Genomic DNA, 25536 nt, shown 5'->3' on the forward strand with positions numbered 1-25536 from the left:
ACGACCATGAGACCCGAGCCGCCCTCAGCTCGCCAGCCGAGTGTCCTCCGACGCCTCGGTCAGGGCGGCGACCTCGTCGGGCGCGAGCTCCAGGTCCGCCATCGGCAGGATCGTCGCCAGCTGCTCGACGGTCCGCGCGGACGCGATGGGCGCCGTGACGGTCGGCTGCGCGGCGAGCCAGGCGAGCGCGACCGCGGCCATCGGGACCCCGTGCGCGTCCGCGACCTGCTCGAGCACGCCCAGCACGCGCGTCCCGCGGTCGTCGAGGTAGGCGACGGCGCCGCCCGCCCGGGCCGAGGCCATCGGGCCGCTCATGTCGGGGGCCGGGTCGCCCGGGCGGTACTTGCCGGTGAGGAAGCCCTTGGCGAGCGCGAAGTACGGCATCACCCCGAGGTCGGCGTCCGCGGCGACGTCGGCGAGCTCGTCCTCGTAGAGCGCGCGCTCGACGAGGTTGTAGTGCGGCTGCAGCGCGACGGGCCGGGCGAGGCCGTGCTTGTCGGCGACGGTGAGCGCCGAGGTCAGACGCTCCGCGGAGTAGTTCGACAGCCCGACGTACCGGACCTTCCCGGCCCGCACGAGCTCGTCGAACGCGCCGAGGGCGTCCTCGATGGGGGTGTCCGGGTCGTCGCGGTGGGCGTAGTAGAGGTCGATGTGGTCGGTGCGCAGGCGCCGCAGCGAGTCGTCGCAGGCGGCCGTCACGTTCTCCGGCGAGAGGCCCGGGCGCTCCGGCCACGAACCGACCTTGGTGGCGACGACGACGCGGTCGCGCACCCCGCGCGCGGCCATCCAGTCGCCGAGGACGCGTTCGGAGTCGCCGCCGCTGTTGCCCTCCACCCGCCAGGTGTACGAGTCGGCGCTGTCGACGAAGTTCCCGCCCGCGTCCAGGTAGGCGTCGAGCACTGCTGCCGACGCGGCGGCGTCCGCCGTCCACCCGAACACGTTGCCGCCGAGGCAGAGCGGGTGGACGTCGAGCTCCGAGCGGGGGATGCGGACGCGGGCGGCCATGTCCCCACGGTAGGCCCGATCACCGGATCACCGCGGCGCTACGCTCCGCCCGGACCCGTGGACGAGGAGAACCCGTGATCAGCAACCCGTTCCGCGTCGACCCGTGGACGGTGCACGAGCCCCACGTCGACCTCGACGCGCTCCCGCAGACCGAGTCGTTGTTCGCGCTGGCCAACGGGCACGTCGGCATGCGCGGCAACCTCGACGAGGGGGAGCCGCACGCGATGCCGGGCACGTACCTCAACTCGTTCTACGAGTCGCGCCCGCTGCCGCACGCCGAGGGCGGGTTCGGCTACCCCGACGAGGGCCAGACGCTGGTCAACGTCCCGAACGGCAAGCTCATCCGGGTGCTCGTCGACGACGAGCCGCTCGACGTGCGCTACGGCCAGGTGCTCGCGCACCACCGCACGCTCGACATGCGCGCCGGCACCCTCACCCGCCACGTCGACTGGGTCTCCCCCAACGGCCAGCGGGTGACGGTGACCTCGGAGCGCCTCGTGTCGTTCTCGCAGCGCTCGGTCGCGGCGATCTCCTACGAGGTGGCGGTCCCCGAGGACGCGGGCTCGGAGGCGCTGCTCGTCGTCCAGTCGGAGCTCTTCGCCAACGAGCAGATGCCGGTCATCGAGGGCGACCCGCGCGTCGCGGCCGCCCTGCAGAACGTGCTGGTCCCCGAGCACCACTCGAACTCCACCCACGGCGCGCGCATGACCCACCAGACCCGGCGCTCCGAGCTGCGCGTCGGCGCGGCCATGGAGCACCAGGTCTTCGGGCCCGACGACGCCCAGGTCACGAGCTCGTGCTCGAACAACGTCGGCCGCACCTCGGTGATCACCCGGCTGAAGCCGGGGCAGAAGCTGCGCGTCGTCAAGTACATGGCCTACGGCTGGTCGAGCCAGCGGTCGCAGCCGGCGATCGTCGACCAGGTCGAGGCCGCCCTCGACGCGTCGGTCTACACGGGCTGGGACGGCCTCCTCGCCGCCCAGCGCGAGTACCTGGATGCGTTCTGGGCGAAGGCCGACCTCGAGATCGACGGCGACCCGCGCCTGCAGCAGGCGCTGCGGTTCTGCCTGTTCCAGGTCCTGCAGGCCGGGGCGCGGGCCGAGCACCGCGCGATCGGCGCCAAGGGGCTCACCGGCCAGGGCTACGACGGCCACAGCTTCTGGGACGGCGAGACGTTCGTGCTCCCCGTCTTCATGTACACCCAGCCGCGCGCCGCGGCCGACGCGCTGCGCTGGCGGCACAGCACGCTCGACGTCGCCACCGCGCACGCCGCCAAGCTCGGCCTCGACGGCGCGGCGTTCGCCTGGCGCACGATCAACGGCGAGGAGTGCTCGGGCTACTGGCCGGCGGGCACCGCCGCGTTCCACGTCAACGCCGACATCGCCGACGCCGTCATGCGCTACGTCGCCGCCACCGACGACAAGGCGTTCGAGCGCGAGATCGGCGTCGACCTGCTGGTGGCGACCGCGCGGCTGTGGCGCTCGCTCGGCCACCACGACAGCGACAGCGCCTTCCGCATCGACGGCGTCACCGGCCCCGACGAGTACTCCGCCGTGGCCGACAACAACGTCTACACCAACCTCATGGCGCAGAAGAACCTGCGCGGTGCCGCCGACGCCGCGGTGCGCTGGCCCCGCGAGGCGGAGCGGCTGCACGTCTCGCCCGAGGAGATCGCGAGCTGGCGCTCGGCGGCGAGCTCGATGGTGATCCCGTTCGACAAGGCGCTGGGCGTGCACCAGCAGAGCGAGGGCTTCACCCGCCACGCCGTCTGGGACTTCGAGAACACGCCCGAGGAGAACTACCCGCTGCTGCTGAACTACCCGTACTTCGACCTCTACCGCAAGCAGGTCGTCAAGCAGCCCGACCTCGTGCTCGCGATGGTGCAGTGCCCGGACGCGTTCACCCCGGAGCAGAAGCACGACAACTTCGTCTACTACGAGCGCGTGACCGTCCGGGACTCGTCGCTGTCCCCCGGCACCCTCGCGGTGATGGCGGCCGAGACCGGCCACATGGACCTCGCCTACGACTACCTGTGCGAGTCGGCGCAGATGGACCTCGCCGACCTCGAGCACAACGTCCGCGACGGCGTGCACCTCGCCGCCATGGGGAGCGCGTGGACCTCGATCGTCATGGGCCTCGGCGGGATGCGCACCCACGACGGCCGGCTGACGTTCGCGCCGCGCCTGCCCGAGGCGCTCTCCGGCGTGCGGTTCCGCATCCAGTGGCGGGGGCGCTCGCTGCACATCGCCGTCGAGAGCACCGAGACCACGTACACCCTCGAGGAGGGCGACGACCTCGAGATCGGCCACCACGGCGAGACCGTCACCGTGGCGAAGGGCGAGCCGGTGTCGCGGGACGTGCCGCCCGCGCCGCCGGTCGGTGACGTGGAGCAGCCGCCGGGACGGGCGCCGCTCTTCCGCCGCCACGCCTAGTGTGGCGCCAAGCCGGTCACGACCCCTCGGGCTCCTCTGTCGCCCGACGTGTCGGCTGCGGCGGCGCGCTCCGAGGGTGATCTAGCGGTTGAGCCGCCGGACCGGGACGATCCGGTGCCGCCGGCGGGCCGCGCACACACCGAGCGCGCGCCAGGGCACCGGCGGCGTCGGGGCCTGGTAGCGGGTGCGTGCCGGGTGCCAGAGCCCGTCGGCGCCCCGGTCCCAGCGCGTCACGCCGGGGACCTGGCCGAGGACAGTGACCGTGACGAGGTCGGGCGGCTCGGCGTCGACGGAGACGTCGTAGCCCTCGCCGCCGACCGGCAGCCCGCACCGGCAGTGCGTCAGGGTCGCCCGGTGGCCGGTCGCCGTGGTGGTCGTGGTCCCGCTGACCGGTTCGGCGGGCAGGATCCAGGTGGCCTCCCCCGGGGTGTCCGGGATCGCCGGCGTGCCGGCCGGACTCGCCAGGGGATCGACGGCGGGGTCGGACACCTCGGCCTCCACGTGACGCGCGCCGGCTCCGTTACATGTAGATGGAAGAGTAGTTCACCGGTTCGTGTCGTGTCAGGTGGCTACCCTTCCCCCGACCGACGCCGAGCCGCGGTGTCGCAGGGGGCTCGAGGAGGTACGCGGGGCGTGGATCGCACCGCCGGAGCGGGGGGCACAGCAGCCGACGTCGAGCGACGCGGGGGCGGCGGACCGGACCGGTCCGACCCCAGTGCGCTGCGCTGGCTCATCGGCCACGAGCTGCGGTCGGCACGGGAGGGCGCGGGTCACACCCAGACCGCCGCGGCCCGGGTGCTCGGCTGTACGCACGCGAAGATCAATTATCTGGAGCAGGGGAAGAACCAGCAGCGGCCGGACGAGGTCGCGCGACTCCTGCGCTCCTACGGGGCGGACGTCGCCGACGTCGAACGGCTCGCCTCCCTGGCCTCGGCCGCCGACCGCGGCACCTGGTGGGCGCCGTTCGCCGACGTCGTCCCGGACTGGCTGCGCACCTTCGTCGGGCTCGAGGGCCTGGCGACGGCGGCGTTCGCCTACGAGCCCCTGCTGCTGCACGGACTGCTGCAGACGCGCGCCTACGCCACCGCGCTGCTCGCCGACGCGCTGCGCGTCCCCGTCGTCGACGTCGACCGCGTCGTCGGGCTGCGCCTCGCCCGCCAGCAGCGCCTGCACGACGCCGCGCGGCCGCTGCAGTACGAGGCGGTGATCGAGGAGACGATCCTCGACCGGCTCGTCGGCGGGCCGGCCGTGATGGCCGAACAGCTCGACCATCTGCTGACACTCTCGGAGCAGGGCAACGTCAGCATCCGGGTCATGCCGTTGGCGGTCGCCGTACACGACGGGCTGGACGGCGAGTTCACGCTGCTCGATTTCGACACTGCGCGATCGATCGGTTACATAGAGTTCCAAGATGGGGCGGTCTACGTCCAGGATCCCGACCGGATTGGCGGATACCGCACGGCCGCTGCCAGACTCCGCTCCGCAGCGCTGCCGCAGGACGCCTCCCTCGAGGTGATCCGCCACCGACGCGCGGCGCTGCGGGCCCACTGAGCCGCCGAGCACGGTGCCGCGGCCGCATCGCTCCCCACGGTGCAAGGAGACGAATCCATGAGCACACACGGATGGCGGACCTCCAGCTTCAGCTCCAACGGCGCGAGCTGCGTCGAGGTCCTCGAGGCCGACGGCGCGACCTACCTGCGCGACACGAAGGAGCACGGCGAGGGCGCGGTGCTGCACCTCGACGGGCCGGCGTGGTCGGCGTTCCTCGACGAGGTCGCCCGCGACGCCCCCTCGGCCAACGGCGCGGTGGACGTGACGACCCGCGGCGACGACGGCGCCCGCGCGGTGCAGGAGCACTCCTCGGGCGCGGTGCTGCACTTCCGCGACGACGAGTGGGTCGCGTTCCGGCGTGGCGTCCTCGCGGGCGAGTTCGGCGCGCTCGGCGACTGACCCGCCGGGTCAGCCGGTCCCGTTGGCGCCGCCGCCGGGCACCGGGACCGGCTGGACGGTGTCGTCGTCGGTGTTGCCGCCGCCGCCACCGCCGGAGTTGCCGCCGCCACCGCCGCCGCCACCACCGCCACCGGGGTTCGGGGCCACCGTGGTGGTCGTGGTGCGGGTGGTCGGGACGACCGGCGGCGGCGCCACGGTCGTCGTGGTCGGCGCCTCCGTGGTGGTGCGCCGCGAGCGGGTGGTCGTCGCCTCCTCGGTGGTCGTCGTCGTGCTCGACGAGAACACCGGCGGCGCGGGCGGCAGCGCGGGCGGCGCGGCCTCCTGCTGGTTGGAGAGCAGGAAGTACCCGCCGACACCGCCGGCGAGCAGCAGCGCCAGGAGCGCGACGATCGCCGCGCGCCGGCCACGCCGCGGCGGGGCCTGGCCGCCGGCGGTCCGCGGGTCGTCGGGACCGACGAGCGCGGTCGGGTCGGCGGCGCCGTACGCGCCCGTCGCCCCGTAGGCCGCCGGGGCGTAGCCGCCGGGGGGTGTGCCCATGGCCCGCGTCGGCCCGCTCGCCGGGGCGCCGCCCATCGGGGCGTACGCCGTGGCGCCGGTGCCCGGGCCCATCGCGGTGGTGCGCATCGCGCCGCTGCCGGTGACCGGCGCCGGGGCCAGCACGGTCTGGGCGTCCATGCCGGCCTCGCGGGCCATCATCCGGAGCTCGCCGACCACCTGCTCGGTGGTGGGGCGCTCCATCGGCTCGTCGCCGGTCATCGCCGCGAGCAGGTTGCCGAGCGGCGCGGGCAGGTCCGGCGGGATCTCCGGGGCGCGGTGGAGGCGGGCGACCGCGGCCTCGAGCGCGTTGCCGGGGTACTCGCGGCGCGCCGTGATGCACTCGAGGAGCACCAGGCCCAGCGCGTAGACGTCGGAGGCCGGCCCGACCTGCTGGCCGCGCACCTGCTCCGGCGACAGGTAGGACGCCGTGCCGATGACCATGCCGGTGGCGGTGATGTTCGTCGCGTCGGCGAGCACGGCGATGCCGAAGTCCGACAGGTGCGGACGCCCGTCGGTGTCGAGCAGCACGTTGCCGGGCTTGATGTCGCGGTGCACGACGCCGTGGCGGTGCACGTAGGTCAGCGCGTCGCCGAGGGCCGACCCGAGGGCGACGACGTCGCCGAGCGCGAGGGGACCGCTGCGGATGCGGTCGGCGAGGGACTCGCCCTCGATGAGCTGCATGACGAAGTACGCGCGGTCGCGCTCCTGGCCGACGTCGTAGATCGTCACCAGGCCGGGGTGGTTCATCCCGGCGAGCGTCTGGACCTCGCGCTGGCGGCGGGACTCGTCGGCCTCGCCGACGCCGGCGGGGAACAGCTTGACGGCGACGTCGCGGCCGAGCAGCTCGTCGCGCGCCCGGAACACCTCGGCGGCGCCGCCGCGGCCGATGAGGTCACCGAGGGTGTATCGCCCTCCACCCACGGTGGGCGGCGGGCCCGCCTCCGTCGAACTCACGCCCGCGCGCCTCCTCGTTCCGGTGCTCCGGCGGTCGCCGGCTCCGTCTCGTCAGTACCTGACCCGGACCACGTCCGGATGACCCCGGAGTCGTCCGGAGTGCCTGCCCATCGTGCCTGGCCCGCTCGCCGCGTCCGACGGCCACCCTGCCGCACGCGCCTCCCCGGGCGATACCACCGGCCATCCGGGCGCGCCCGTTCGAGGGTGTGGGGCGGGGCGGCACGCGGGTACGGTTCCGTTCCGGACGCCCACCGTGGAGGACGCATGAGCCGCGACGACTACGTGCAGCAGGGCAAGCAGTTCGCCAACGACCTGCGCGACACGGCCAGCAAGAAGGTCGCCGACAACGAGGACAGCATCCTCGGCGCGATCGGCAAGGCGGCGCGCTGGGTCGACCAGAAGACCGGCGGCAAGTACTCCGAGCAGATCGGCAAGGCCGAGGCGAAGGCCGGCGAGGGCGTCGGCTGGGCCGCCAAGCAGGGCACCGGCGACCCGCAGGCCCCCGGCGCGGCCGCGGGCGACGGCACGCCGAACACCCCCGGGACCACCGGCCCGACGGGTGCCACGCCGACCACGCCGCCGACCACCCCGCCGACGGCCGGCGCGACGCCCACCGCTCCGGGCGCCTCGGCCACCCCGGAGCCGCCGACCGGACCCGTCGGCCCGCCCGCGAGCCCGCCGGTGAGCACCCCGCCGTCCGACGCGCCCACCGACCCGGGCCGTCCCACGCACCCGCCGCGCGACGACTCGGCCGACTGGCCGCGCCCGCCGCAGTCGTGAGCCGGGGCCCAGGAGACAGCACAGCCACCGACATCCCGGAGCACCGTGGCTGAGTTCGACAAGGCCACGGCGCCGGAACCCACCGACGAGGCGGGCCGGTTCACCATCGTCCTCGACGACCAGTGGTCGATCGGTCCCAAGCTGCACGGCGGCTACCTGCTCGCCGTGCTCGCCCGCGCGGCGCGCGAGACCGTCGCCACCGAGCGGCCCGCGCACACCAGCCCGCAGGCGGTGACCGGGACCTACCTGCAGGCCCCCGAGCCGGGGCCGGCGTCCCTCGAGGTCACCGTCCTGCGGCTGGGGCGCGGCGCCTCGCAGCTGCGGGTGCGCCTCGACCAGGACGGCCCGGCGGTCGAGGCCGCCCTCATCCTCGGCCCGCCCGCGACGCCCACGCCCGACGACGTCGCGCCGGCGGCGCCGGACCTGACGCCGTTCGAGGACTGCCCGCGCAGCCCGTCGGGCTCCGACGACGACGGCCGGGGCTCGCTGCCGATCATGGACGTCGTCGACACCCGCCTCGACCCGGTCACCGCGGGCTTCGTGCACGGCCGCCCGTCGGGCGAGGGCAGGCTCGCGGGCTGGGCCTCGCTCGCCTCCGGCGAGGCGTGGACCCCCGAGGGCCTGCTCGTCGCGCTCGACATCCTGCCGCCGGCGACGTTCGACATGGGCCTGTCGGGCTGGTCGCCGACGATGTCGCTCTCGGCGCACGTCGTCGCCGACCCGGCGCCCGGCCCGCTGCGCGTCGTGCAGTGGGTCGAGCGCGCGGGCGCCGACCGCATGCACGAGACCTGCCGCGTGTGGGACGCCGACGACCGCCTCGTCGGCCACGCCCACCAGCTGGCCGCGATCAGGAGATGACGAGCTCCGGCGTGCCGTCCGGCAGCAGGCGCCGGAAGCCGGTGAACGGGACGAGGGCCTCGGGGATCGTGACCGACCCGTCCTCCTCCTGGCACTGCTCGAGCACCGCCGCCATCGTCCGCCCGATCGGCAGGCCCGAGCCGTTGAGCGTCGCCACCTGGCCCCGCTTGCCCTGGGCGTCCTTGCTGCGGATCCCCGAGCGGCGCGCCTGGAAGGTGCCGCAGTCCGAGCACGAGGAGATCTCGCGGTAGGTGTCCTGGCTGGGCAGCCAGACCTCGATGTCGTAGGTCAGCTGCGCGTTGAACCCCATGTCGCCCGCCGCCAGCCGGATGACGCGGTAGGCCAGGCCGAGCTCCTGCAGGCACGCCTCGGCGTGGGCGAGCATCACCTCGAGCTCGTCGCGCGAGTCGTCGGACGCGCAGACCCGCACCAGCTCCACCTTGGAGAACTGGTGCAGCCGCAGGATGCCGCGGGTGTCGCGGCCGTACGAGCCCGCCTCCGAGCGGAAGCACGGCGTCCACGACGTGTACGCCCGCGGCAGGCTCTCGGTCTCGAGGATCTCGTCGGCGTGCATCGCCGTGAGCGGCACCTCGGCGGTGGGGATGAGGTAGAGGTCGCGCTCGCCGGTGCCGGTCCGGAAGAGGTCCTCCTCGAACTTCGGCAGCTGCCCCGTGCCGGTCATGGTCGGCGCGGTGACGAGGTAGGGCACCGAGAACTCGGTGTAGCCGTGCCGGCCGGTGTGCAGCGCGAGGAAGAAGGACGCGAGCGCCCGCTCGAGCACGGCGCCCGGCCCGCGCGTCACGGAGAACCGCGCGCCCGAGAGCTTCGCCGCCCGCCCGAGGTCGAGGATCCCCATCGCCTCGCCGATCTCGACGTGGTCGCGCGGGGCGAAGCCGAGCACCGGGGGCTCGCCGACGCGGCGGACCTCGACGGCGTCGTCCTCCGAGTCGCCGTCGGGGGCGTCGTCGGACGGCAGGTTCGGGATCGTGAGCAGGAGCTCGCGCAGCGCGGCCTCGGCGGCGTCGACCTCCTCCTCGGCCCCGCGGATGCGGTCCTTGAGCTCGCGGGCCTTCTCCTTGAGCGCGTCGACCTCGTCGCTCGGGGAGCCCGACTTCGCGGCCTTCCCCACCTCGCCGGCCGCCCGCTTGGACTCCGCCCGCAGCTCGTCCACCGCGCCGATCGCCGCCGACCGGCGCGACGACATCGCCTCCAGACCCGCGAGGTCGAGCGAGTAGCCGCGTCGGGCGAGGCGGCGCACCGCCTCGTCGCCGAGCTCGAGCAGGAGGCGTGCGTCGTGCATCGCGGGCGTTCCTCTCCGGGTCCGCATATGAAGAAGGCCCCGGCCGTGGGTCACGACCGGGGCCCTGATTGCTCTGGCCTAGATGCTGGGAGGTGCTGGGTGGGCGAGGGGGGAGTTGAACCCCCACATCCTTCCGGATACACGGACCTGAACCGTGCGCGTCTGCCATTCCGCCACTCGCCCGGAGTGATCTGACGGAACGCTAGCACGCACGGATCCGCCCTCCCGGAAGGAGGTCGGCGCCCCGCTCGCGGCGACCGATACCATCGAATCCGCCCGACCGGTGTGGCGACATGCCGGACGGGGCAGCAGGTGTCGGGACGACGGCACGAGCGTCGGACGAGGAGGGATCGCGGTGGGGCGCGCACAGCGCTTCGAGCGCAAGCTCGAAGGTCTGGTGGGTGACGCCTTCGCACGCGTGTTCGGTGGCAAGGTCGTCCCGCAGGAGATAGCGCAGGGTCTTCGCCGTGAGGCGGAGGACGGCGTGCGAGAGTTGGCAGGTGGACGCCGCTTGGCGCCCAATCAGTACACGGTGGTGCTCAGTCCCGCGGACCACGAACGCTTGGCCGGCGACGAGGAGACCATCACCCACTCGCTCATCGAGGTCGTGGAGGAGCACCTCACGGAGGGCGGGTGGGAGACTTACGGTGAGGTCGTAGTCTCTCTGGAGCGTTCCGACGCGCTGCACACGGGACAGTTCCGCACCAGGTCGTCCGTTGACCCCGACGCGTCGCGGCGACGGGCCGCGAGCCCCCGATCCGCAGGAGAACAGCCCATGAGTCAGGCACCCGGCCGCTACCCGGACGACCAGCAGGGTCGCGACGGCAACTACGGCCAGCAGGACCCCTACGGACAGCAGGGTTACCCGCAGCAGCAGGGTTACCCGCAGCAGGGGTACGGCCAGCCCGGCTACGACCAGTACGGCCAGCCGCAGCAGGGCTACCCCCAGCAGGGCGGTTACCCGCAGCAGGGCTACGACCAGTACGGCCAGCAGGGCGGCTACCCGCAGCAGGGGTACGACCAGTACGGCCAGCAGGGCGGCTACCCGCAGCAGGGCTACGGCCAGCCCGGGTACGACCAGTACGGCCAGCCGCAGCAGGGCTACGGCCAGCAGCCGGGGTACGACCCCTACGGCCAGCAGCAGGGCTACCCGCAGCAGGGCTACGGCCAGCCCGGATACGACCAGTACGGCCAGCCCCAGCAGGGCTACGGCCAGCAGCAGGGCTACGACCCCTACGGCCAGCAGGGCTACGGCGGCCAGTACGGCCAGGGCGGCTACGACCCCTACGGCCAGCAGCAGGGCGGCTACGACCAGTACGGCCAGCAGGGCTACGGCGGCGTCCAGACCCGCCAGATGACCGCGTCGCTGACGCTGGACGACGGCTCGAACCGCTCGTACCAGCTGGTCAACGGCTCCAACGTCATCGGCCGCGGCCAGGACGCGCAGTTCCGCCTCGCGGACACCGGCGTCTCGCGTCGTCACCTCGAGATCAACTGGGACGGCCAGCAGGCCACCCTGTCCGACCTCGGGTCGACCAACGGCACCACGGTGAACGGCACGCCGGTCCAGACCTGGCAGCTCGCCGACGGCGACACGATCCGGGTCGGGCACAGCGCGCTGCTCTTCCGCGCGCAGGGCTGAGGCCCGAAGGCCCGACGGCGTGCCCGAACTCGTCCTCCAGATCACGAGGGCCGGATTCCTGGCCCTCCTGTGGCTGTTCGTCCTCGCCGCGTTGCGAGTCGTTCGCAGCGACCTCTACGCGGCATCGGGTCTGCGGGCCGCGGCGCCCGGCGGCCGACGTCCCTCCACCCGCGGGGGTACGTCCAAGCCGGCCCGCGGCGGCGGACGCTCCGGGCCCCGTGCCCTGATCGTCACCGCCGGCGCCCTCGCGGGCACCCGCATCGCCCTGGACGGTCGTCCGATCATGATCGGGCGGGCGGACGACTCGACGCTGGTGCTCGACGACGACTACGCGTCGACCCGGCACGCCCGCATCTCCCAGTCCGGCGACGACTGGTACGTCGAGGATCTCGGATCGACCAACGGCACGTACCTCGACCGCAACAAGGTCTCCGGACCCACCCGGGTCCCGGTGGGCTCTCCGATCAGGATCGGCAAGACGGTCATCGAGCTCCGCTCATGACGGCGCTCATGACGGCGCTCATGACCAGGTCCCTGATCAGCACGCCCGCCATCCGGACCCGGGTGACGACGCCCCGTCCCCTCCCGTGCAGGATCGACCCGTGACCCTGGTGCTGCGCTACTCCGCTCGCAGTGACCGGGGCCTGGTGCGGCAGAACAACCAGGACTCGGTCTACGCGGGCCCGCGCCTGCTCGCCCTCGCCGACGGCATGGGCGGACACGCGGCCGGCGAGGTGGCCTCGAAGCTCGTCATCGCCGCCCTCGTCCCGCTCGACGACGACGAGCCCGGCGACGACCTCCTGGGCGAGCTCGCCGAAGCCACCGCCCAGGGCAACGACGCGATCACCGAGCTGGTCGCCGAGGAGCCCGACCTCGACGGCATGGGCACGACGCTGACCGCGGTGCTCTTCGCCGGCAGCAGGCTCGGCATGGTGCACGTCGGCGACTCGCGTGCCTACCTGTTCCGCGACGGCGTGCTCACCCAGATCACCCGCGACGACACCTTCGTGCAGTCGCTGATCGACGAGGGCCGGATCACCGAGGACGAGGCGGCGAGCCATCCCCAGCGCTCGCTGCTCCTGCGCGCGCTCACCGGCCACGACGTCGAGCCCGCGCTCACCGTCCGCGAGGCGCGCTCCGGCGACCGGTACCTGCTCTGCTCCGACGGCCTGTCCGGCGTGGTGAGCGCCGAGACCCTGGCCGAGGCGCTGACGATCGCCGACCCGCAGGACTGCTCGGACCGCCTCATCGAGCTCGCGCTCAAGGGCGGCGGCCCCGACAACGTCACGTGCATCGTCGCCGACGTGGTCGACGTCGACTTCGGCGAGCACGACCCCATCTACGGCGGCGCCGCCGGCGACGGCCGCGCCGACCCCCCGCCCGGCGACTCCGCGGCCGCGCGCGCCTCCGCCGCGACGCTGACCCGCAGCGAGCCCGAGCCCCGGCCGACCCCGACGGCCTCCGACTCGTCCCGCCGGCGGCCCCGCCGTGCGCGCCTGCGCCTCGCGCTGGCCGCGCTGGCCGTGGTCGCGCTCGCGGGCATCGCCGTGCTCGCCGCCACCGTGTACGTCTCGAGCCAGTACTACGTGGCCGCCGACGACGACACCGTCGTGATCTACCAGGGCGTGCCCGGCACGTTCCTCGGCGTCGCGCTCCAGAGCGTCGCGCAGGACTCCGGCGTCCGGGTCGCGGACCTGACCCCCGTCGCGCGCCAGCAGCTGGCCGGCGACGGCATCCGGGTCGCGGACCTCCCCCGCGCCGAGGCGACCGTCGACCGGTTGCGCACCGAGCAGATGCTCCCGCCGTGCGAACCGGTGGCCCCGACCACCGCCCCCGGCACGGTCCCGCCCGCCGGTGGCACCCCCGCCGCGCCCGGCACCCCGGGCGCCCCCGACGCGGCCGGTCAGGCCCCCGTCGCGTCGCCCGCACCGACCGAGCCGCAGGTCCCGGGCCGGGACTGCCGGGTGCCGTAATGACGCGGCCCACCGCTCCCGGCGCCCAGAACGGCGCGCCCGGGATCGACCGTCCTGCCGACCGCACCGCGCTGCGGCCGGCGGTCGCGGCCGCCGTGTCCACCCGCCGCGGGGTCGAGCTCGCGCTGCTGGCCCTCGCCGCCGTCATCACCACCGGCGCGCTGGTGCTCGTCGAGGCCAACCAGGAGCAGGAGCTCACCTGGGCGCTGCTCTACCTCGGCGCCGCGTACATGGCGCTGCTCGCCCTCGCGCACCTGGCGGTGCGCAAGTTCGCGCCGTACGCCGACCCGCTGGTGCTCCCGCTCGCCGCGCTGCTCAACGGCATCGGGCTGGTGATGATCCACCGGGTCGACCTGGCCCGGATCGCCCGCGCGGTCAGCCTGGGCAACGAGGAGCCCGCGCAGGAGGCGCTGCGCCAGGTCGGCTGGACCGCCATCGGCCTGGTGTTCTTCGTCGGCGTGCTGTGGCTCGTGCCCGACCACCGGACGCTCGCGCGCTACGGCTACACCGCCGGGTTCGCCGGCCTGATCCTGCTGGCCCTGCCGGCGGTGCTGCCGGCCTCGCTCTCGGAGGTCAACGGCGCCCGCATCTGGATCCGCCTCGGCCCGGCCAGCATCCAGCCCGGCGAGTTCGCGAAGATCCTCTTCGTCGTCTTCTTCGCCTCGTTCCTGGTGGTCAAGCGCGACCTGTTCACGAGCGCCGGCAAGCACTTCCTCGGCATGACCTTCCCCCGGCCCCGCGACCTCGGCCCGCTGCTCGTGGCCTGGGGCGTCGCGATGGCCGTCCTGGTCTTCGAGTCCGACCTCGGCACGTCCCTGATGTTCTTCGGGATCGTGCTCGTGATGCTCTACGTGGCCACCGAGCGCATCTCCTGGGTGCTCATCGGCCTGACGATCTTCGGTGCCGGCGCGTTCGCGGCGTGGACGTTCGTGTCCCGCGTCCAGATCCGCGTCTCGGTGTGGCTCGACCCGTTCGCCGACTACAACGGCCGCGGGTTCCAGGTCAGCCAGGGGCTGTTCGGGCTCGCGACCGGCGGCATGGGCGGCACCGGGCTCGGCGCCGGGCGCCCGGAGCTCGTGCCGTTCGCCAGCACCGACTTCATCTTCACCTCGCTCGGCGAGGAGATCGGCCTCGTCGGCATCGCGGCGCTGCTGCTCATCTACTGCCTGCTCGCCACGCGGGCGATGCGCAGCGCCCTGGCCGTGCGGGACACCTTCGGCAAGCTGCTCGCCGCCGGCCTCGGGTTCGCGATCGCGTGGCAGGTGTTCGTCGTCGTCGGCGGCGTCATCAACCTGATCCCGAACACCGGCATCACGGCGCCGTTCGTGTCCTACGGCGGGTCGTCGCTCGTGGCCAACTACGCTCTCGTGGCGCTGGTCCTGCGGGTGTCGAACGCGGCCCGCCAGCCGAGCACCGAGAAGCGGCCCGGGACGCCCGTCCCCGGCCAGGGCCAGGCCCCGCTCGCCCCCCTGGCCGAGGCCAGCACCGAGATGGTCTCGCGCGACCAGGTGCGCACTCCACCGCACGGCGGCGTGCGCCAGGAGGCGGGCGCCCCGCCCGACCCAGCCCCGCGAGGAAGGACCCGAGGAGAGTGAACACCCCGCTGCGACGGGTCTCCCTCGCGGTCATGGTCCTGATCCTGCTCCTGCTGGGGCAGGCCACCTGGATCCAGGTGGTCAAGGCCGACGAGTACCGCGCCGACCCGCGGAACGCCCGTGTCCTGCTCGACGAGTACTCCCGCCAGCGCGGCCAGATCTCGGCCGGCGGCGAGGTGCTCGCCCAGAGCGTGCAGAGCCCGGACCCCGGCGACCGGCTGCGCTACCAGCGCCAGTACACCGACGGCCCGCTCTACGCGCCGGTCACCGGCTACTACTCCCAGATCTACGGCGCGGGCGGCATGGAGCGCGCGATGGACCCGGTGCTCAACGGCACCGACGACCGTCTGTTCGTGCGCCGCATCTCCGACGCGGTCACCGGGCGCGACCCCGCGGGCGGCAACGTCGTGCTGAGCATCGACCCACGGGTCCAGCGCGCCGCCTACGAGGCGATGACGTCGCGCGGCTACCAGGGCTCGGTCGTCGCGATCCGGCCGCAGACCGGCGAGATCCTCGCGATGGTCTCCACGCCCTCGTACGACCCGAACCCGCTGGCCAGCCACTCGGGCACCACCCAGCAGAACGCCTGGAACCAGCTCACCGAGGACGACCCGCCGACGCTGACCAACCGGGCGACCAGCGAGACCTACCCGCCCGGGTCGACGTTCAAGATCGTCACGACGGCCGCCGCCCTCGAGGCCGGCGCGATCACGCCGGAGGCCCCGGTCACCGCGGCGCCGCGGATCACGCTGCCGGACAGCACGACGACGCTGGAGAACTACGACGGCAAGCCGTGCGGCCCCGGCGCGTCGGTGCCGTTCGCGACGGCCTTCGCGAAGTCCTGCAACGGGCCGTTCGCCCAGCTCGGCGCCCAGATCGGCGCCGACCGGCTGCGCGCCATGGCGGTCTCGCTGGGCTTCGAGAACCCGGGGCTCACCGTGCCGATGCCGGTGCAGGCCTCCCGCCTCGGCGACATGGCCGACGGGGCCTCGACCGCCCAGTCCAGCATCGGGCAGCGCGACGTCCGCCTGACCCCGCTGCAGAACGCCCAGATCACCGCGACCGTGGCCAACGGGGGCGTCCCGATGACCCCGACCACCGTCGCCCAGATCCAGGGCCAGGACCTCTCGACCGTCGAGTCCACCGAGCCCGACCGGCTGGCCCGGGCGTTCTCGCAGTCGACCGCGGACACGCTGACCCAGCTGATGATCGGCTCGGAGAACAACGGGTCCGGTCAGGGCCGCATCCCCGGGGTCCAGATCGCGTCCAAGACCGGCACCGCCGAGTGGGGCGCGAACCCCAAGACCAACCCGCCGCACACCTGGTACGACGCGTTCGGCCCGGTGCCGAACCCGCAGATCGCCGTCTCGGTGATCGTCGAGCGGGGCGGCAACCGCGGCGAGGAGGCCACCGGCGGTTCGGTCGCCTCCCCGATCGGGCGCGCGGTCATCGCGGCCGCCCTGGGGAGTGGTTCCTAGTGGCGCCCACGACCGGTTCGCTGATCGGCGACCGCTACCGGCTCGGCCGGCGGATCGCCGTCGGCGGCATGGGCGAGGTCTGGGAGGCCGAGGACTCGCGGCTCGGGCGCACCGTCGCCGTGAAGATCCTCAAGGCCGAGCTCACCGGTGACCCCGAGTTCCTGCACCGCTTCCGCACCGAGGCGCGCACCGCGGGCTCGCTGAACAACTCGGGCATCACCGCCGTGCACGACTACGGCGAGACCACCACCGAGTGGGCCACCGCCAACGGCACCGTGCAGGTGCCCACCGCCTATCTCGTCATGGAGCTGGTGCGCGGCGAGCCGCTGGCCCAGATCCTCGCGGTGCACGGGCGCCTCGGCGTCGACTACACCCTCGACATCCTCGAGCAGTCCGGCTGGGCGCTCGAGGCCGCGCACGAGCGCGGGCTGGTGCACCGCGACGTCAAGCCCGGCAACATCCTGGTGACGCCGTCGGGCCAGGTGAAGATCACCGACTTCGGCATCGCCAAGGCCGTCGACGCGGCGCCGGTGACCCGCTCGGGCATGGTCATGGGCACCGCGCACTACATCGCGCCGGAGCAGGCGGGCGGCGGCGACGCGGGCCCCGCCTCGGACGTCTACTCGCTGGGCGTCGTCGGCTACGAGTGCCTCGCGGGACGCCGCCCGTACCTGTCGGAGAACGCCGTCACGGTCGCGATGATGCACATCCGCGACCCGCTGCCCCCGCTGCCGAACGACGTGCCGCCGGTGGTCCGCCAGCTCATCGAGGCGACCCTGGCCAAGGACCCCCGCCAGCGCTACGCCACCGGCGGCGAGTTCGCGGCCGCGGTCGGCGCGGTCCGCCGCGGCGAGCCGCTCCCCCTGCCCGGCCAGGCGACGGCGCTCACCGAGCGGGTCAACCCGCAGACCCGCGTGGCGCCCGCGATGTCGCGCGAGCCCTCGCCACCGCGGGGCTCCGAGCGTCCCGACCGCTGGGCCTCGCAGCCCGAGCAGCCTCGCCGCCGCGGGCCGTGGGGCACGGTCGCCGCGCTCGCCGTCGTCGCGCTGCTGCTGCTCGCCGGCGTGCTGTGGGTGGTCAACTCGGCCGAGACGTCCGCGCCGCCGCCCCCGGCGGCGACGACCACCGCGACGTCGACCACCACGACGGCGCCGAGCACCACGGCGCGCAGCTCGCGCACGACGACCACCACCGCGGCGAACGGGGTCAGCGTGAACCCCGTCGACTACGTGGGGCGGCCCGCGTCGGTCGCGTCCGCCGCGCTGCGCGAGTCGGGTCTCGATCCCGAGGTCGCGACGATCCTCGGCGGCGAGCCGAACGATCCGTCGCGCTGCCGGGTGCTCTACCTCTCGCCCACCGGCGAGGTCCCGCGCGGGGAGACCGTGACCGTCACCTGTCAGGAGTTCTGAGGATGACGACGCCACGACTCCTCTCGGAGCGGTACGAACTGGGGCCCGCGCTGGGCTACGGCGGCATGTCCGAGGTGCACGGCGGCCGGGACGTGCGCCTGGGCCGCGACGTGGCCATCAAGGTCCTGCGGGCCGACCTGGCGCGCGACCCCCAGTTCCAGGTGCGGTTCCGGCGCGAGGCCCAGAACGCGGCCGCCCTGAACCACCCGGCGATCGTCGCGGTCTACGACACCGGTGAGACGCCCACCGACGACGTGCCGCTGCCCTACATCGTCATGGAGTACGTGGCGGGGCGGACGCTGCGCGACATCGTCAAGACCGAGGGCCCGATGGAGCCCTTCCGGGTCTGCGAGGTGCTCGCCGACGTCTGCGCGGCGCTCGACTTCTCGCACCGTCACGGGATCATCCACCGCGACGTCAAGCCGGCCAACATCATGATCACGCCGGCGGGCGCGGTGAAGGTGATGGACTTCGGCATCGCCCGCGCGCTCTCCGACGCCCAGCCCGCGGTGACCCAGACCGCCGCGGTCATCGGCACCGCGCAGTACCTCTCGCCCGAGCAGGCGCGCGGCGAGTCCGTCGACGCCCGCTCCGACGTCTACGCCACCGGCTGCGTGCTCTTCGAGCTGCTCACCGGCCGGCCGCCGTTCACCGGCGACTCCCCGGTCGCGATCGCCTACCAGCACGTGCGGGAGGACCCGCCGGCCCCGTCGGAGATCAACCCGCAGGTGCCGCCGGAGCTCGACGCCATCACGCTGAAGTCGCTGGCCAAGAACCCGTCGAACCGCTACCAGAGCGCCGACGAGATGCGCGAGGACTTCTACCGGGTCCTCAACGGCGAGCGCCCGGGCGCGCCGGCGGTGATGACCGAGCAGGAGCGCACCGAGTACATGACCGGCGGCCACCCGGTGGCCGCCGCGACCGGTCCCGTCGACCAGGTCGACGACTTCGCCGAGTGGCAGGCCGAGCAGGCCGAGGTCCGGCGGCGCCGCGGCCGGCGGCGCGCGATCGGGTTCGTCGCCGCGCTCGTGCTGCTCGCCGCCCTCGCCGGCGCGTACTTCCTGTTCTCGCCGTCGGCCAACTCCGTCGCGGTGCCCACGGTCGTCGGGCAGCCCCAGGCGGCGGCGCTCCAGACGCTGTCCACCGCGGGCCTGCGCCCCACCGTCGTCCCGGTAGCGTCGAACCCCGAGCAGGTCGGCCAGGTCGTCACGACCAACCCGACGAGCGGGCTCGAGGTCCCGCCCGGCAGCGTCGTCGAGCTGCGGGTCGGGCGCGGACCCGACCGGGTGCAGGTCCCCGACCTCACCGGTCAGACCGCCAACGAGGCTCAGGCCAGCGTCCAGCGCCTCGGCCTGTCCCTCGCCCCGGTGCCGCAGCAGCGCGAGGTCGACGACTCGCGCCAGATCGGCCGGGTGCTCGCACAGGACCCGGCCCCCGGGCAGTTCCTCGCGCCGGGCACCCCGGTCCAGCTCACGATCGGGCGCGAGCGCGAGACGCTGCGCCTGCCCGACGTCACCGGCCAGGACCGCCAGACCGCGACGACCACGCTCGAGGGGGTCGGCCTGCAGGTCGAGGTCACCGAGGTCGACGGGGGCGGGTCCGCCGGGACCGTCGTGTCGACCTCGCCGAGCGCCGGCAGCCAGGTGCCCCGCAACTCGTCGGTGACGCTGCGGGTCTCGCGCGGCAACCAGAACCAGGTCCAGGTGCCCTCGCTCGTCGGGCAGCTGCCGTCGGACGCCGTGCAGACGCTGGTCCAGGCGGGCTTCCGCGGCGGCAACCTGCAGCGGACGTCCCAGTCGGTGAGCGACCCCTCGCAGGACGGCAAGATCCTCAGCCAGAACCCCACGGCCGGCTCGTCGGCCGACCCCGGGTCGAGCGTGGCCGTCGTCGTCGGGCGCTACCAGCCGGGCAGCGACGACGGCGGCGGGCTGTTCCCGGGCGGGAACTGAGCCCGCTGCTCCGGACTGCTCAGGCGGGCGGGGCCGCGGCCAGCGCCAGGGCCCGCAGGCCCTCGGTGAGCTGGGTGACCACGCCGTCGTCGACGGGGTGGCCGCACTGGCCCATCCAGGTCGCGAGCAGCCGGTGGCCGTCCTCGGTGAGCACCGACTCGGGGTGGAACTGCACGCCCTCGAGCGGTAGCTCACGGTGGCGCATCGCCATGAGCACGCCGTCGGCGGTCCAGCCGGTGGGCTCGAGCTCCGCGGGGACGGTGTCGGGGAGCACGGTCAGCGAGTGGTACCGCGTGGCCGTGAACGGGCTGGGCAGGCCGGCGAGCACGCCCGCGCCCTCGTGGTGCACCAGCGAGGTCTTGCCGTGGCGCAGCTCCGGCGCGCGGTCGACGACGCCGCCGTAGGCCGCGCCCAGGGCCTGGTGGCCCAGGCACACCCCGAGCATCGGGCGCCCGAGGGTCGCGCACCGGCGGATGACCTCGGTGCTCGCGCCGGCGTCGGCGGGCGTGCCGGGGCCGGGGCTGACGAGCACGCCGTCGACCTCGTCGACGAGGTCGACCACCCCGTCGACGTCGTTGCGGCGCACGACCGGGTCGGCGCCCAGCTGCGCGAGGTACTGGACGAGGTTGTAGACGAAGCTGTCGTAGTTGTCGACGACCAGGACGCGCATCCCCCCAGCGTACGAGCCGGGTGATCGGGACGGGTGCACTAGACTCGCAGCGAAGTCTTCCTGATCGGAGCCGACGTGCCGAAGTCCAAGGTCCGCCGCAAGCCGGCGTACACCCCGCCCCCGAAGGCCGGGCCCGCGCCCGCCGGGCCGTCGCACCCGGTCTACGTCGGCATCATGCTCGGCGTCGGCCTGCTCGGCCTCGCGTGGCTGGTGGTCAACTACCTCGCCTCCGAGTCGATCCCGTTCATGCAGGACCTCGGCGCCTGGAACTTCCTCATCGGCTTCGGCCTGATCGTGGTCTCCCTGCTCATGACCATGAAGTGGCGCTGAACCACATCGATGTGATTCGTCCACCGCTGTGGACGGACCCTGTGGACAACTCCCGGTGACCGACTTCTGGGCCCCGCCCTGGCCCGCGGTCGTCCTCGGGGCCGCCGGCGCGCTCGGGCTCGGCGCGTGGGCCGTGGCGGCCACCGACCCGCCCGGACGCCTGCTCACCGGCCTCGCGGCGCTCGCCCTCGCGCTCGCCGCGGCGTTCGGGGCGCTCGCGCGGCCCCGGCTGCGGGCCGACGACGACGGCCTCGCCCTGCGCGGCCTCTCCGGCCGGCGCGCCTGGCCGTGGGCGCGCGTGGACGCCGTACGGGCGGTGCGGATGCGGCGGATGGGCCTGCCCGCCGCGTACCTCGAGGTGGAGGTCCGCGACGACGGCGAGGACGCTCACGACGGGGGCGAGCGCCTGCTCGTGCTCGGGCGCCTCGAGCTCGGCACCGACCCGGTCGAGGTGGCCGGCGCGCTCCAGGACCACCGGGCCCGCGCGGGCCGGCGGTCGTCCGGCCGGCTCTCGGGGGACCGGCGCTCAGGCGAGCGCGAGCGACCGGACGGCGACGAGGACGACCAGGAGCACGACGATCCCGCCGACGGCGAGGAGCCCGGCCGCGGGGCGTGAGCGCGCGGGCCCGTGCACGAGCACGGCGGTGACCGCGAGCCCCGTGACGAGGCCGCCGAGGTGCCCGAGCAGCGACAGGCCCGGGATCACGAAGAACAGCGCCACGTTGACGCCGATGGTCACGAGCGCCGGACCCTGGCTCATGTTGAGGCGCCGCAGCACCACGAGCAGGGCCCCCATCAGCCCGAACACCGCCCCGGACGCGCCGGCGACCGGCTGGCCGGGGCTGCCGAGCAGCACCACGGCGACCGAGCTGCCGAGCAGCGACACCCCGTAGACCAGCGAGAACCGCAGGCGCCCGAGGACGAGCTCGAGGTCCCGGCCCAGCACCCACAGGGCGAACATGTTGACCGCGACGTGCAGCGGCCCGAGGTGCAGGAACCCCGCGGTGACCAGGCGCCACCACTGCCCGGCGGCGACGTCGGCGGGCACCAGCCAGGTGGCCTCGACCCACGGCGACGCGTAGTTGGTCCACACGCTGCCCGCCGACAGGGCGGTGAGCACGAAGACGACGAGGTTGACGCCGACGAGCGTCATCGTCACGACGGGACGGGCGTCCGGGCGGCTGCGCCCGCCGCCGACGTTACGGGGCCGGGTCGCCGCCGCGGCGCGGTTGGCCTCGGCGACGCAGTCGACGCAGTGCGCCCCGACCGGCGCCGCGCGCAGGCAGTCGGGACAGGCCGGACGCCCGCACCGGGTGCACGCGAGCGCCGTGGGCCGGTCGGGGTGCCGGACGCAGACCGGCGAGGCCTCGGGCCCGGCGGTCGGTCCGCCCGGTGCGGTCACGCCGTCCTCACTGCGGGGCTGCTCCTCAGGAGCCGACCGTCACCGAGGTGATGACGATGTCCTGCACGGGGCGGTCGCCGGGGCCGGTCGCGGTCGCGGCGATCGAGTCGACGACGTCGCGGGACGCCTGGTCGGCGACCTCACCGAAGATCGTGTGCTTGCGGTTGAGCCACGTGGTGGGGGCCACGGTGACGAAGAACTGCGAGCCGTTGGTGCCCGGCCCGGCGTTGGCCATGGCGAGCAGGTAGGGCCGGTCGAAGCGCAGGTCGGGGTGGAACTCGTCGGCGAACTTGTAGCCGGGGCCTCCGCGGCCGGTGCCCGTCGGGTCGCCGGTCTGCAGCATGAAGCCGGCGATGACGCGGTGGAAGATGGTGCCGTCGTAGAACGGCCCGGTGCTGCCGCCCTTGGCGTTGGGCTCGCTGTACGACTGCTCACCGGTCGCCAGACCCACGAAGTTCGCGACGGTCTTGGGCGCCTCGTTAGGGAACAACACGAGGTTGATGTCCCCGTTCGAGGTGTGCAGCGTGGCGGTCTGGGTGTCGGCGGTGGTCACGGGGCCATCGTGCCACTAAGACAGTGACGACCTTCGAATGGAGTAGCGGGTGTGACGACCCGGCGGGTCGGGCACCTGCACCACAGGGCCGGGGGCATCATGGCCGCCCACCGACGAGTGAGGTGAAGTCGTTGAGCAGCAAGACTCTGATCGGCGCCAGGGAGGACCTGGACGATCTGCGCAAGGAGGGCCGTCGCGCCCGCAAGAAGGCCGAGAAGAAGGCCGAGAAGGCTGCGGCGCAGGCCCGGAAGGACCGTGAGAAGGCCCGCAAGCAGGGCGCGAAGAAGCGCGCCGAGGTCCGCAAGGACGTGCGCAAGGCCGCCGACGAGGCCCGCCAGCGGGTGCTCGACGCCCGTGCGGACGCCCGCCAGCGTGCCGAGGAGGCGCAGGCCGAGGCCCGTGCGCGCGCCCAGGAGGCCCGCGCGGAGACCCGCAAGCGCGCCAACAAGGCCGCGAAGGAGGCCCGCAAGCAGGCCAAGGGCTACGCCAAGGAGGCCCGCAAGCGCCTCGAGGACTCGCCGGTGCCCACCAGCGCCGACGAGCTCCGTGACCTCGGCGAGTCGGTCCGCGGCTCGCTGGAGGAGGGCCTGACGTCGGTCCGCAAGGACCTCGCGGCCCGCATCGAGCCCGAGGAGCCGAAGAAGCGTCGCCGCTGGGGCCTCTGGCTCGTCGTCATCGCCCTCGTGGGCGTCGGCGCGGCCGTCGTGGCCACCCGCCGCGAGCCGGAGCTGCCGCCCCCGCCGCCGCCCGCCCCGCGGCCGCGTCCGGTGAGCACCGAGAAGCCCGCCGGGACGGCGCCGGTCACGCCGGCCCAGGCGAGCAGCCAGGAGATCCCGACGCACACGGCCACCGACGCCGTGAGCGGCTCGACCTCGAACGGCGCGGTGTCCTCGGACAAGCCCGCCACCGGCGGCAAGGAGTAGGTACTCCGCCCGCACGCTCGTCGGCACGGCCCGCTCCCGATCCCCTCGGAGGACCGGGGGCGGGCCGTTCGCGCGCGTCCGTCACCGTCCGACGACCCGCCGGAGCCGGTCGCCGGCGTCGATCCCGCGGTCGAGCACCGCGTCCTGGGGCCGCCCCCCGACGACCGCGGCGACGTTCGTCGCGCTCGTGGAGCCCGGCGTCAGGTAGCCGAGATGACCGCGGGACTCGGCGAGGACCCGCCCGTCGGGCAGCGCCACCTCGCGCGCCGAGAGCCCGGTGACACCCGGCATGCGGTTCGGGTCGGGGCCGAACCAGGCGGTGTCCGCGGTCGGGTCGCCTGCCGCCTCGACCACCCACGCGTGCCCCGGTGGCCGCCCCGGTGACGCCCCCACGCCCGGGCTGCCGAGGTAGACGACGTCGTCGACCCCGCCGGCCTGTCCCACCGCCGCCGCGGTGACCACCGACCCGTACGAGTGCCCGATCGCCGTCACGTGCGCGTCGTCGGTCCGCGCGGCGTCGAGGCCGCCGAGGAACGACGCCAGCCGCCGGCCGCCGTCCTCGGCGGGCGCCCGGCCGAGGACCGAGCGGTCGGGGTCGGCGACCTCGGAGAGCTGCGGCGCGTCGTAGCCGTACCAGGCGACGGCGGCCGTGCCCGGTCCCGCGGCGTCCGCCAGCGCGTCGAGCTCCCCGAGGCGACGGGGCAGCTCGTCGACCCCGGTGGTGAAGCCCGGCGTGAACACGCCGACGTGCCGGGCCGTGTCGACGTCGCCCCGGGCCACCGCCGCGCGCACCCCCTCGCCGTCGGGGGCGCGAGGCTCGACCTCGAGGTCCAGCAGCGCGCGCCCGGGCCGGTCGACGGCGGCCGCGACGGCCGCGAGCCGCGCGAGGCGGGTCCGCACCTCGTGCAGCTCGTAGCCGAGGCGAGCGAGCTCGGCCGGGTCGCGGGTGCGGGCGAGGCGGTCGCGGGCGGCGGTCTCCTCGGCGCGCGCCTGGTCCTGCGCCGTGGCGAGGACCCGCCGGTTGGCGCGGTCGCGCACCGCTGCCGGGAGCCCGTCGAGGCCGCCGACCAGCGCGGGCCGGTCGCGCTCGAGCGCCGCGCGCGCGTCGGGGTCGAGGCCCGCCCACCAGCGCGCGACGGCCTCGGGGTCGAGGCCGGGGACGGTCGCGGGGGCTGCCGCCGTCACCGTGGCGGGCGGTGCGGTGCCGGCGGCGTCGAGCGCGGCCGCCAGCGCGGCGTCCACGACGGCGGGCGGGGTGCCGGCGGCGAGGGCGAGCGCCGCGACGCCGAGGGCCGCGAGGACGCCGTCCAGGTCGTCGAGCAGGGCCTCGTGGGCCCGGAGCAGGGCGGCGCGCGCGGCGCGGGCGTCCTGCGCGGCCGGGCCGCGCCACCCGGGCGCCGGGTCGGCGAGCACGTCGGCCGCCCGGGCCAGACCCCGGCGGGCGGCGAGCAGGCGCGCGGCCGCCACGGCGGGCCCGCCCGTCACGAGCCCGCCGTCATCAGTCCGGTCGCGGCCGCGCCGTCGCCGGCGGCATAGGCCACCGCCGCCGCGGCCAGCGCCTCGCCGTGGGCCACGAGGTCGGCGCACCACCGCGCGTGCGCGACCTCCCACCGGTCGGCCAGCGCGACGGCCGCCGCCCCGGACCGTCCCGTCGGCGCCACCGCCACGTCCCGCACCGCCTCCGCCGGCGCGGCGACCGGCACCTCGAGCCCGGCGGCGACGCACGCCGCCCCGGCCTCCCGCAGTTCCTCGGGCCGCACGGCGGGCCCGTCCTGTTCGTCCACACCGGTTCCGAC

The 25536-nt window shown here is 74.6% G+C and carries 24 protein-coding genes and 1 tRNA gene; 15 read left to right on the plus strand and 10 right to left on the minus strand.

The window, feature by feature from the left end; translation table 11 throughout:
- Positions 1-24: 24 nt before the first annotated feature.
- Positions 25-1005 (minus strand): aldo/keto reductase, encoded by a 981-nt coding sequence (locus tag EV188_RS13000; RefSeq protein ID WP_133826687.1) that lies wholly within the window; start codon positions 1003-1005, stop codon positions 25-27.
- 74 nt (positions 1006-1079) lie between these two features.
- Here EV188_RS13000 and EV188_RS13005 point away from each other — a divergent pair, with 74 nt between their 5' ends.
- Positions 1080-3437 (plus strand): glycoside hydrolase family 65 protein, encoded by a 2358-nt coding sequence (locus EV188_RS13005; protein WP_133826688.1) that lies wholly within the window; start codon positions 1080-1082, stop codon positions 3435-3437.
- 81 nt (positions 3438-3518) lie between these two features.
- On the opposite strand, the gene EV188_RS13010 is transcribed toward EV188_RS13005, so the two are convergent.
- Positions 3519-3926 (minus strand): hypothetical protein, encoded by a 408-nt coding sequence (locus EV188_RS13010; RefSeq protein ID WP_133826689.1) that lies wholly within the window; start codon positions 3924-3926, stop codon positions 3519-3521.
- Between the two features lie 144 nt (positions 3927-4070).
- On the opposite strand from EV188_RS13010, the gene EV188_RS13015 reads away from it, so the two are divergent.
- A complete protein-coding gene (locus EV188_RS13015; protein ID WP_133826690.1) occupies positions 4071-4988 on the plus strand; it encodes a helix-turn-helix domain-containing protein in 918 nt (305 codons plus the stop codon).
- A 57-nt stretch (positions 4989-5045) separates the two neighbouring features.
- Positions 5046-5387 (plus strand): DUF397 domain-containing protein, encoded by a 342-nt coding sequence (locus EV188_RS13020; protein ID WP_133826691.1) that lies wholly within the window; start codon positions 5046-5048, stop codon positions 5385-5387.
- A gap of 9 nt (positions 5388-5396) precedes the next feature.
- Here the strand turns inward: EV188_RS13020 and EV188_RS13025 are convergent, their stop codons facing one another.
- Complete coding sequence (locus EV188_RS13025; RefSeq protein ID WP_133826692.1) at positions 5397-6878, minus strand: serine/threonine-protein kinase; 1482 nt, start codon at positions 6876-6878, stop codon at positions 5397-5399.
- A gap of 264 nt (positions 6879-7142) precedes the next feature.
- Between EV188_RS13025 and EV188_RS13030 the strand changes: the two genes are divergently transcribed.
- The gene (locus tag EV188_RS13030; RefSeq protein WP_166659862.1) at positions 7143-7658 is read left to right on the plus strand and encodes an antitoxin; all 516 of its coding nucleotides are present in this window, start codon (positions 7143-7145) and stop codon (positions 7656-7658) included.
- A gap of 45 nt (positions 7659-7703) precedes the next feature.
- The gene (locus EV188_RS13035; protein WP_133826694.1) at positions 7704-8516 is read left to right on the plus strand and encodes a thioesterase family protein; all 813 of its coding nucleotides are present in this window, start codon (positions 7704-7706) and stop codon (positions 8514-8516) included.
- Here the strand turns inward: EV188_RS13035 and serS are convergent.
- Together serS and EV188_RS13045 are read right to left on the minus strand one after the other, a co-directional pair.
- The gene (serS, locus tag EV188_RS13040) at positions 8506-9816 is read right to left on the minus strand and encodes a serine--tRNA ligase (protein ID WP_133826695.1); all 1311 of its coding nucleotides are present in this window, start codon (positions 9814-9816) and stop codon (positions 8506-8508) included. The genes EV188_RS13035 and serS overlap by 11 nt on opposite strands.
- Positions 9817-9916: 100 nt before the next feature.
- Positions 9917-9999: transfer RNA gene (locus EV188_RS13045), tRNA-Leu, on the minus strand.
- A gap of 172 nt (positions 10000-10171) precedes the next feature.
- Between EV188_RS13045 and EV188_RS13050 the strand changes: the two genes are divergently transcribed.
- From EV188_RS13050 to pknB, 7 genes are all read left to right on the plus strand, one after another.
- Complete coding sequence (locus tag EV188_RS13050) at positions 10172-11458, plus strand: DUF3662 and FHA domain-containing protein (RefSeq protein ID WP_133826696.1); 1287 nt, start codon at positions 10172-10174, stop codon at positions 11456-11458.
- Positions 11459-11477: 19 nt separating this feature from the next.
- On the plus strand, positions 11478-11960 hold the full coding sequence (locus EV188_RS13055; RefSeq protein WP_133826697.1) for an FHA domain-containing protein FhaB/FipA: 483 nt from the start codon (positions 11478-11480) through the stop codon (positions 11958-11960).
- A gap of 100 nt (positions 11961-12060) precedes the next feature.
- Positions 12061-13431: a PP2C family protein-serine/threonine phosphatase gene (locus EV188_RS13060; protein WP_133826698.1), complete on the plus strand. Its 1371-nt coding sequence runs from the start codon at positions 12061-12063 to the stop codon at positions 13429-13431.
- Complete coding sequence (locus tag EV188_RS13065; RefSeq protein WP_133826699.1) at positions 13431-15026, plus strand: FtsW/RodA/SpoVE family cell cycle protein; 1596 nt, start codon at positions 13431-13433, stop codon at positions 15024-15026. The genes EV188_RS13060 and EV188_RS13065 overlap by 1 nt, the downstream gene beginning before the upstream one ends.
- Complete coding sequence (locus tag EV188_RS13070; protein ID WP_133826700.1) at positions 15023-16504, plus strand: peptidoglycan D,D-transpeptidase FtsI family protein; 1482 nt, start codon at positions 15023-15025, stop codon at positions 16502-16504. Before EV188_RS13065 ends, EV188_RS13070 begins: the two co-directional genes overlap by 4 nt.
- A complete protein-coding gene (locus EV188_RS13075) occupies positions 16504-17913 on the plus strand; it encodes a serine/threonine-protein kinase (protein WP_133826701.1) in 1410 nt (469 codons plus the stop codon). Before EV188_RS13070 ends, EV188_RS13075 begins: the two co-directional genes overlap by 1 nt.
- Before the next feature lie 2 nt (positions 17914-17915).
- Positions 17916-19862, plus strand: coding sequence for a Stk1 family PASTA domain-containing Ser/Thr kinase (gene pknB / locus EV188_RS13080; RefSeq protein ID WP_133826702.1), 1947 nt, complete (start codon positions 17916-17918; stop codon positions 19860-19862).
- Between the two features lie 19 nt (positions 19863-19881).
- Here pknB and EV188_RS13085 read toward each other — a convergent pair whose 3' ends face one another.
- Positions 19882-20532, minus strand: a complete 651-nt coding sequence (locus tag EV188_RS13085) for an aminodeoxychorismate/anthranilate synthase component II (protein WP_133826703.1) — start codon at positions 20530-20532, stop codon at positions 19882-19884.
- A 75-nt stretch (positions 20533-20607) separates the two neighbouring features.
- Here EV188_RS13085 and crgA point away from each other — a divergent pair, with 75 nt between their 5' ends.
- Positions 20608-20862 (plus strand): cell division protein CrgA, encoded by a 255-nt coding sequence (gene crgA, locus EV188_RS13090; protein WP_133826704.1) that lies wholly within the window; start codon positions 20608-20610, stop codon positions 20860-20862.
- 55 nt (positions 20863-20917) lie between these two features.
- Positions 20918-21478: a PH domain-containing protein gene (locus EV188_RS13095; protein ID WP_133826705.1), complete on the plus strand. Its 561-nt coding sequence runs from the start codon at positions 20918-20920 to the stop codon at positions 21476-21478.
- Here the strand turns inward: EV188_RS13095 and EV188_RS13100 are convergent.
- The gene (locus tag EV188_RS13100) at positions 21389-22264 is read right to left on the minus strand and encodes a rhomboid family intramembrane serine protease (RefSeq protein ID WP_133826706.1); all 876 of its coding nucleotides are present in this window, start codon (positions 22262-22264) and stop codon (positions 21389-21391) included. The two genes, EV188_RS13095 and EV188_RS13100, sit on opposite strands and share 90 nt — an antisense overlap.
- A gap of 25 nt (positions 22265-22289) precedes the next feature.
- A complete protein-coding gene (locus EV188_RS13105; RefSeq protein WP_133826707.1) occupies positions 22290-22817 on the minus strand; it encodes a peptidylprolyl isomerase in 528 nt (175 codons plus the stop codon).
- A gap of 131 nt (positions 22818-22948) precedes the next feature.
- On the opposite strand from EV188_RS13105, the gene EV188_RS31560 reads away from it, so the two are divergent.
- Positions 22949-23740: a hypothetical protein gene (locus EV188_RS31560; protein ID WP_166659863.1), complete on the plus strand. Its 792-nt coding sequence runs from the start codon at positions 22949-22951 to the stop codon at positions 23738-23740.
- Between the two features lie 81 nt (positions 23741-23821).
- On the opposite strand, the gene EV188_RS13115 is transcribed toward EV188_RS31560, so the two are convergent.
- The gene (locus tag EV188_RS13115) at positions 23822-25225 is read right to left on the minus strand and encodes an alpha/beta hydrolase (protein WP_133826708.1); all 1404 of its coding nucleotides are present in this window, start codon (positions 25223-25225) and stop codon (positions 23822-23824) included.
- Positions 25222-25524: a hypothetical protein gene (locus EV188_RS13120; protein ID WP_133826709.1), complete on the minus strand. Its 303-nt coding sequence runs from the start codon at positions 25522-25524 to the stop codon at positions 25222-25224. The genes EV188_RS13115 and EV188_RS13120 overlap by 4 nt, the downstream gene beginning before the upstream one ends.
- Positions 25525-25536: the final 12 nt, after the last annotated feature.

It is taken from the genome of Actinomycetospora succinea, assembly GCF_004363095.1.
GTDB classification, from domain to species: Bacteria; Actinomycetota; Actinomycetes; order Mycobacteriales; family Pseudonocardiaceae; genus Actinomycetospora; species Actinomycetospora succinea.

Coding starts and splice junctions, on each gene's coding strand:
- EV188_RS13000 (WP_133826687.1), bottom strand. CDS start 1,005: ATGGCCGCCCGCGTCCGCATCCCCCGCTCGGAGCTCGACGTCCACCCG.
- EV188_RS13020 (WP_133826691.1), top strand. CDS start 5,046: ATGAGCACACACGGATGGCGGACCTCCAGCTTCAGCTCCAACGGCGCG.
- EV188_RS13030 (WP_166659862.1), top strand. CDS start 7,143: ATGAGCCGCGACGACTACGTGCAGCAGGGCAAGCAGTTCGCCAACGAC.
- serS (WP_133826695.1), bottom strand. CDS start 9,816: ATGCACGACGCACGCCTCCTGCTCGAGCTCGGCGACGAGGCGGTGCGC.
- EV188_RS13065 (WP_133826699.1), top strand. CDS start 13,431: ATGACGCGGCCCACCGCTCCCGGCGCCCAGAACGGCGCGCCCGGGATC.
- pknB (WP_133826702.1), top strand. CDS start 17,916: ATGACGACGCCACGACTCCTCTCGGAGCGGTACGAACTGGGGCCCGCG.
- EV188_RS13085 (WP_133826703.1), bottom strand. CDS start 20,532: ATGCGCGTCCTGGTCGTCGACAACTACGACAGCTTCGTCTACAACCTC.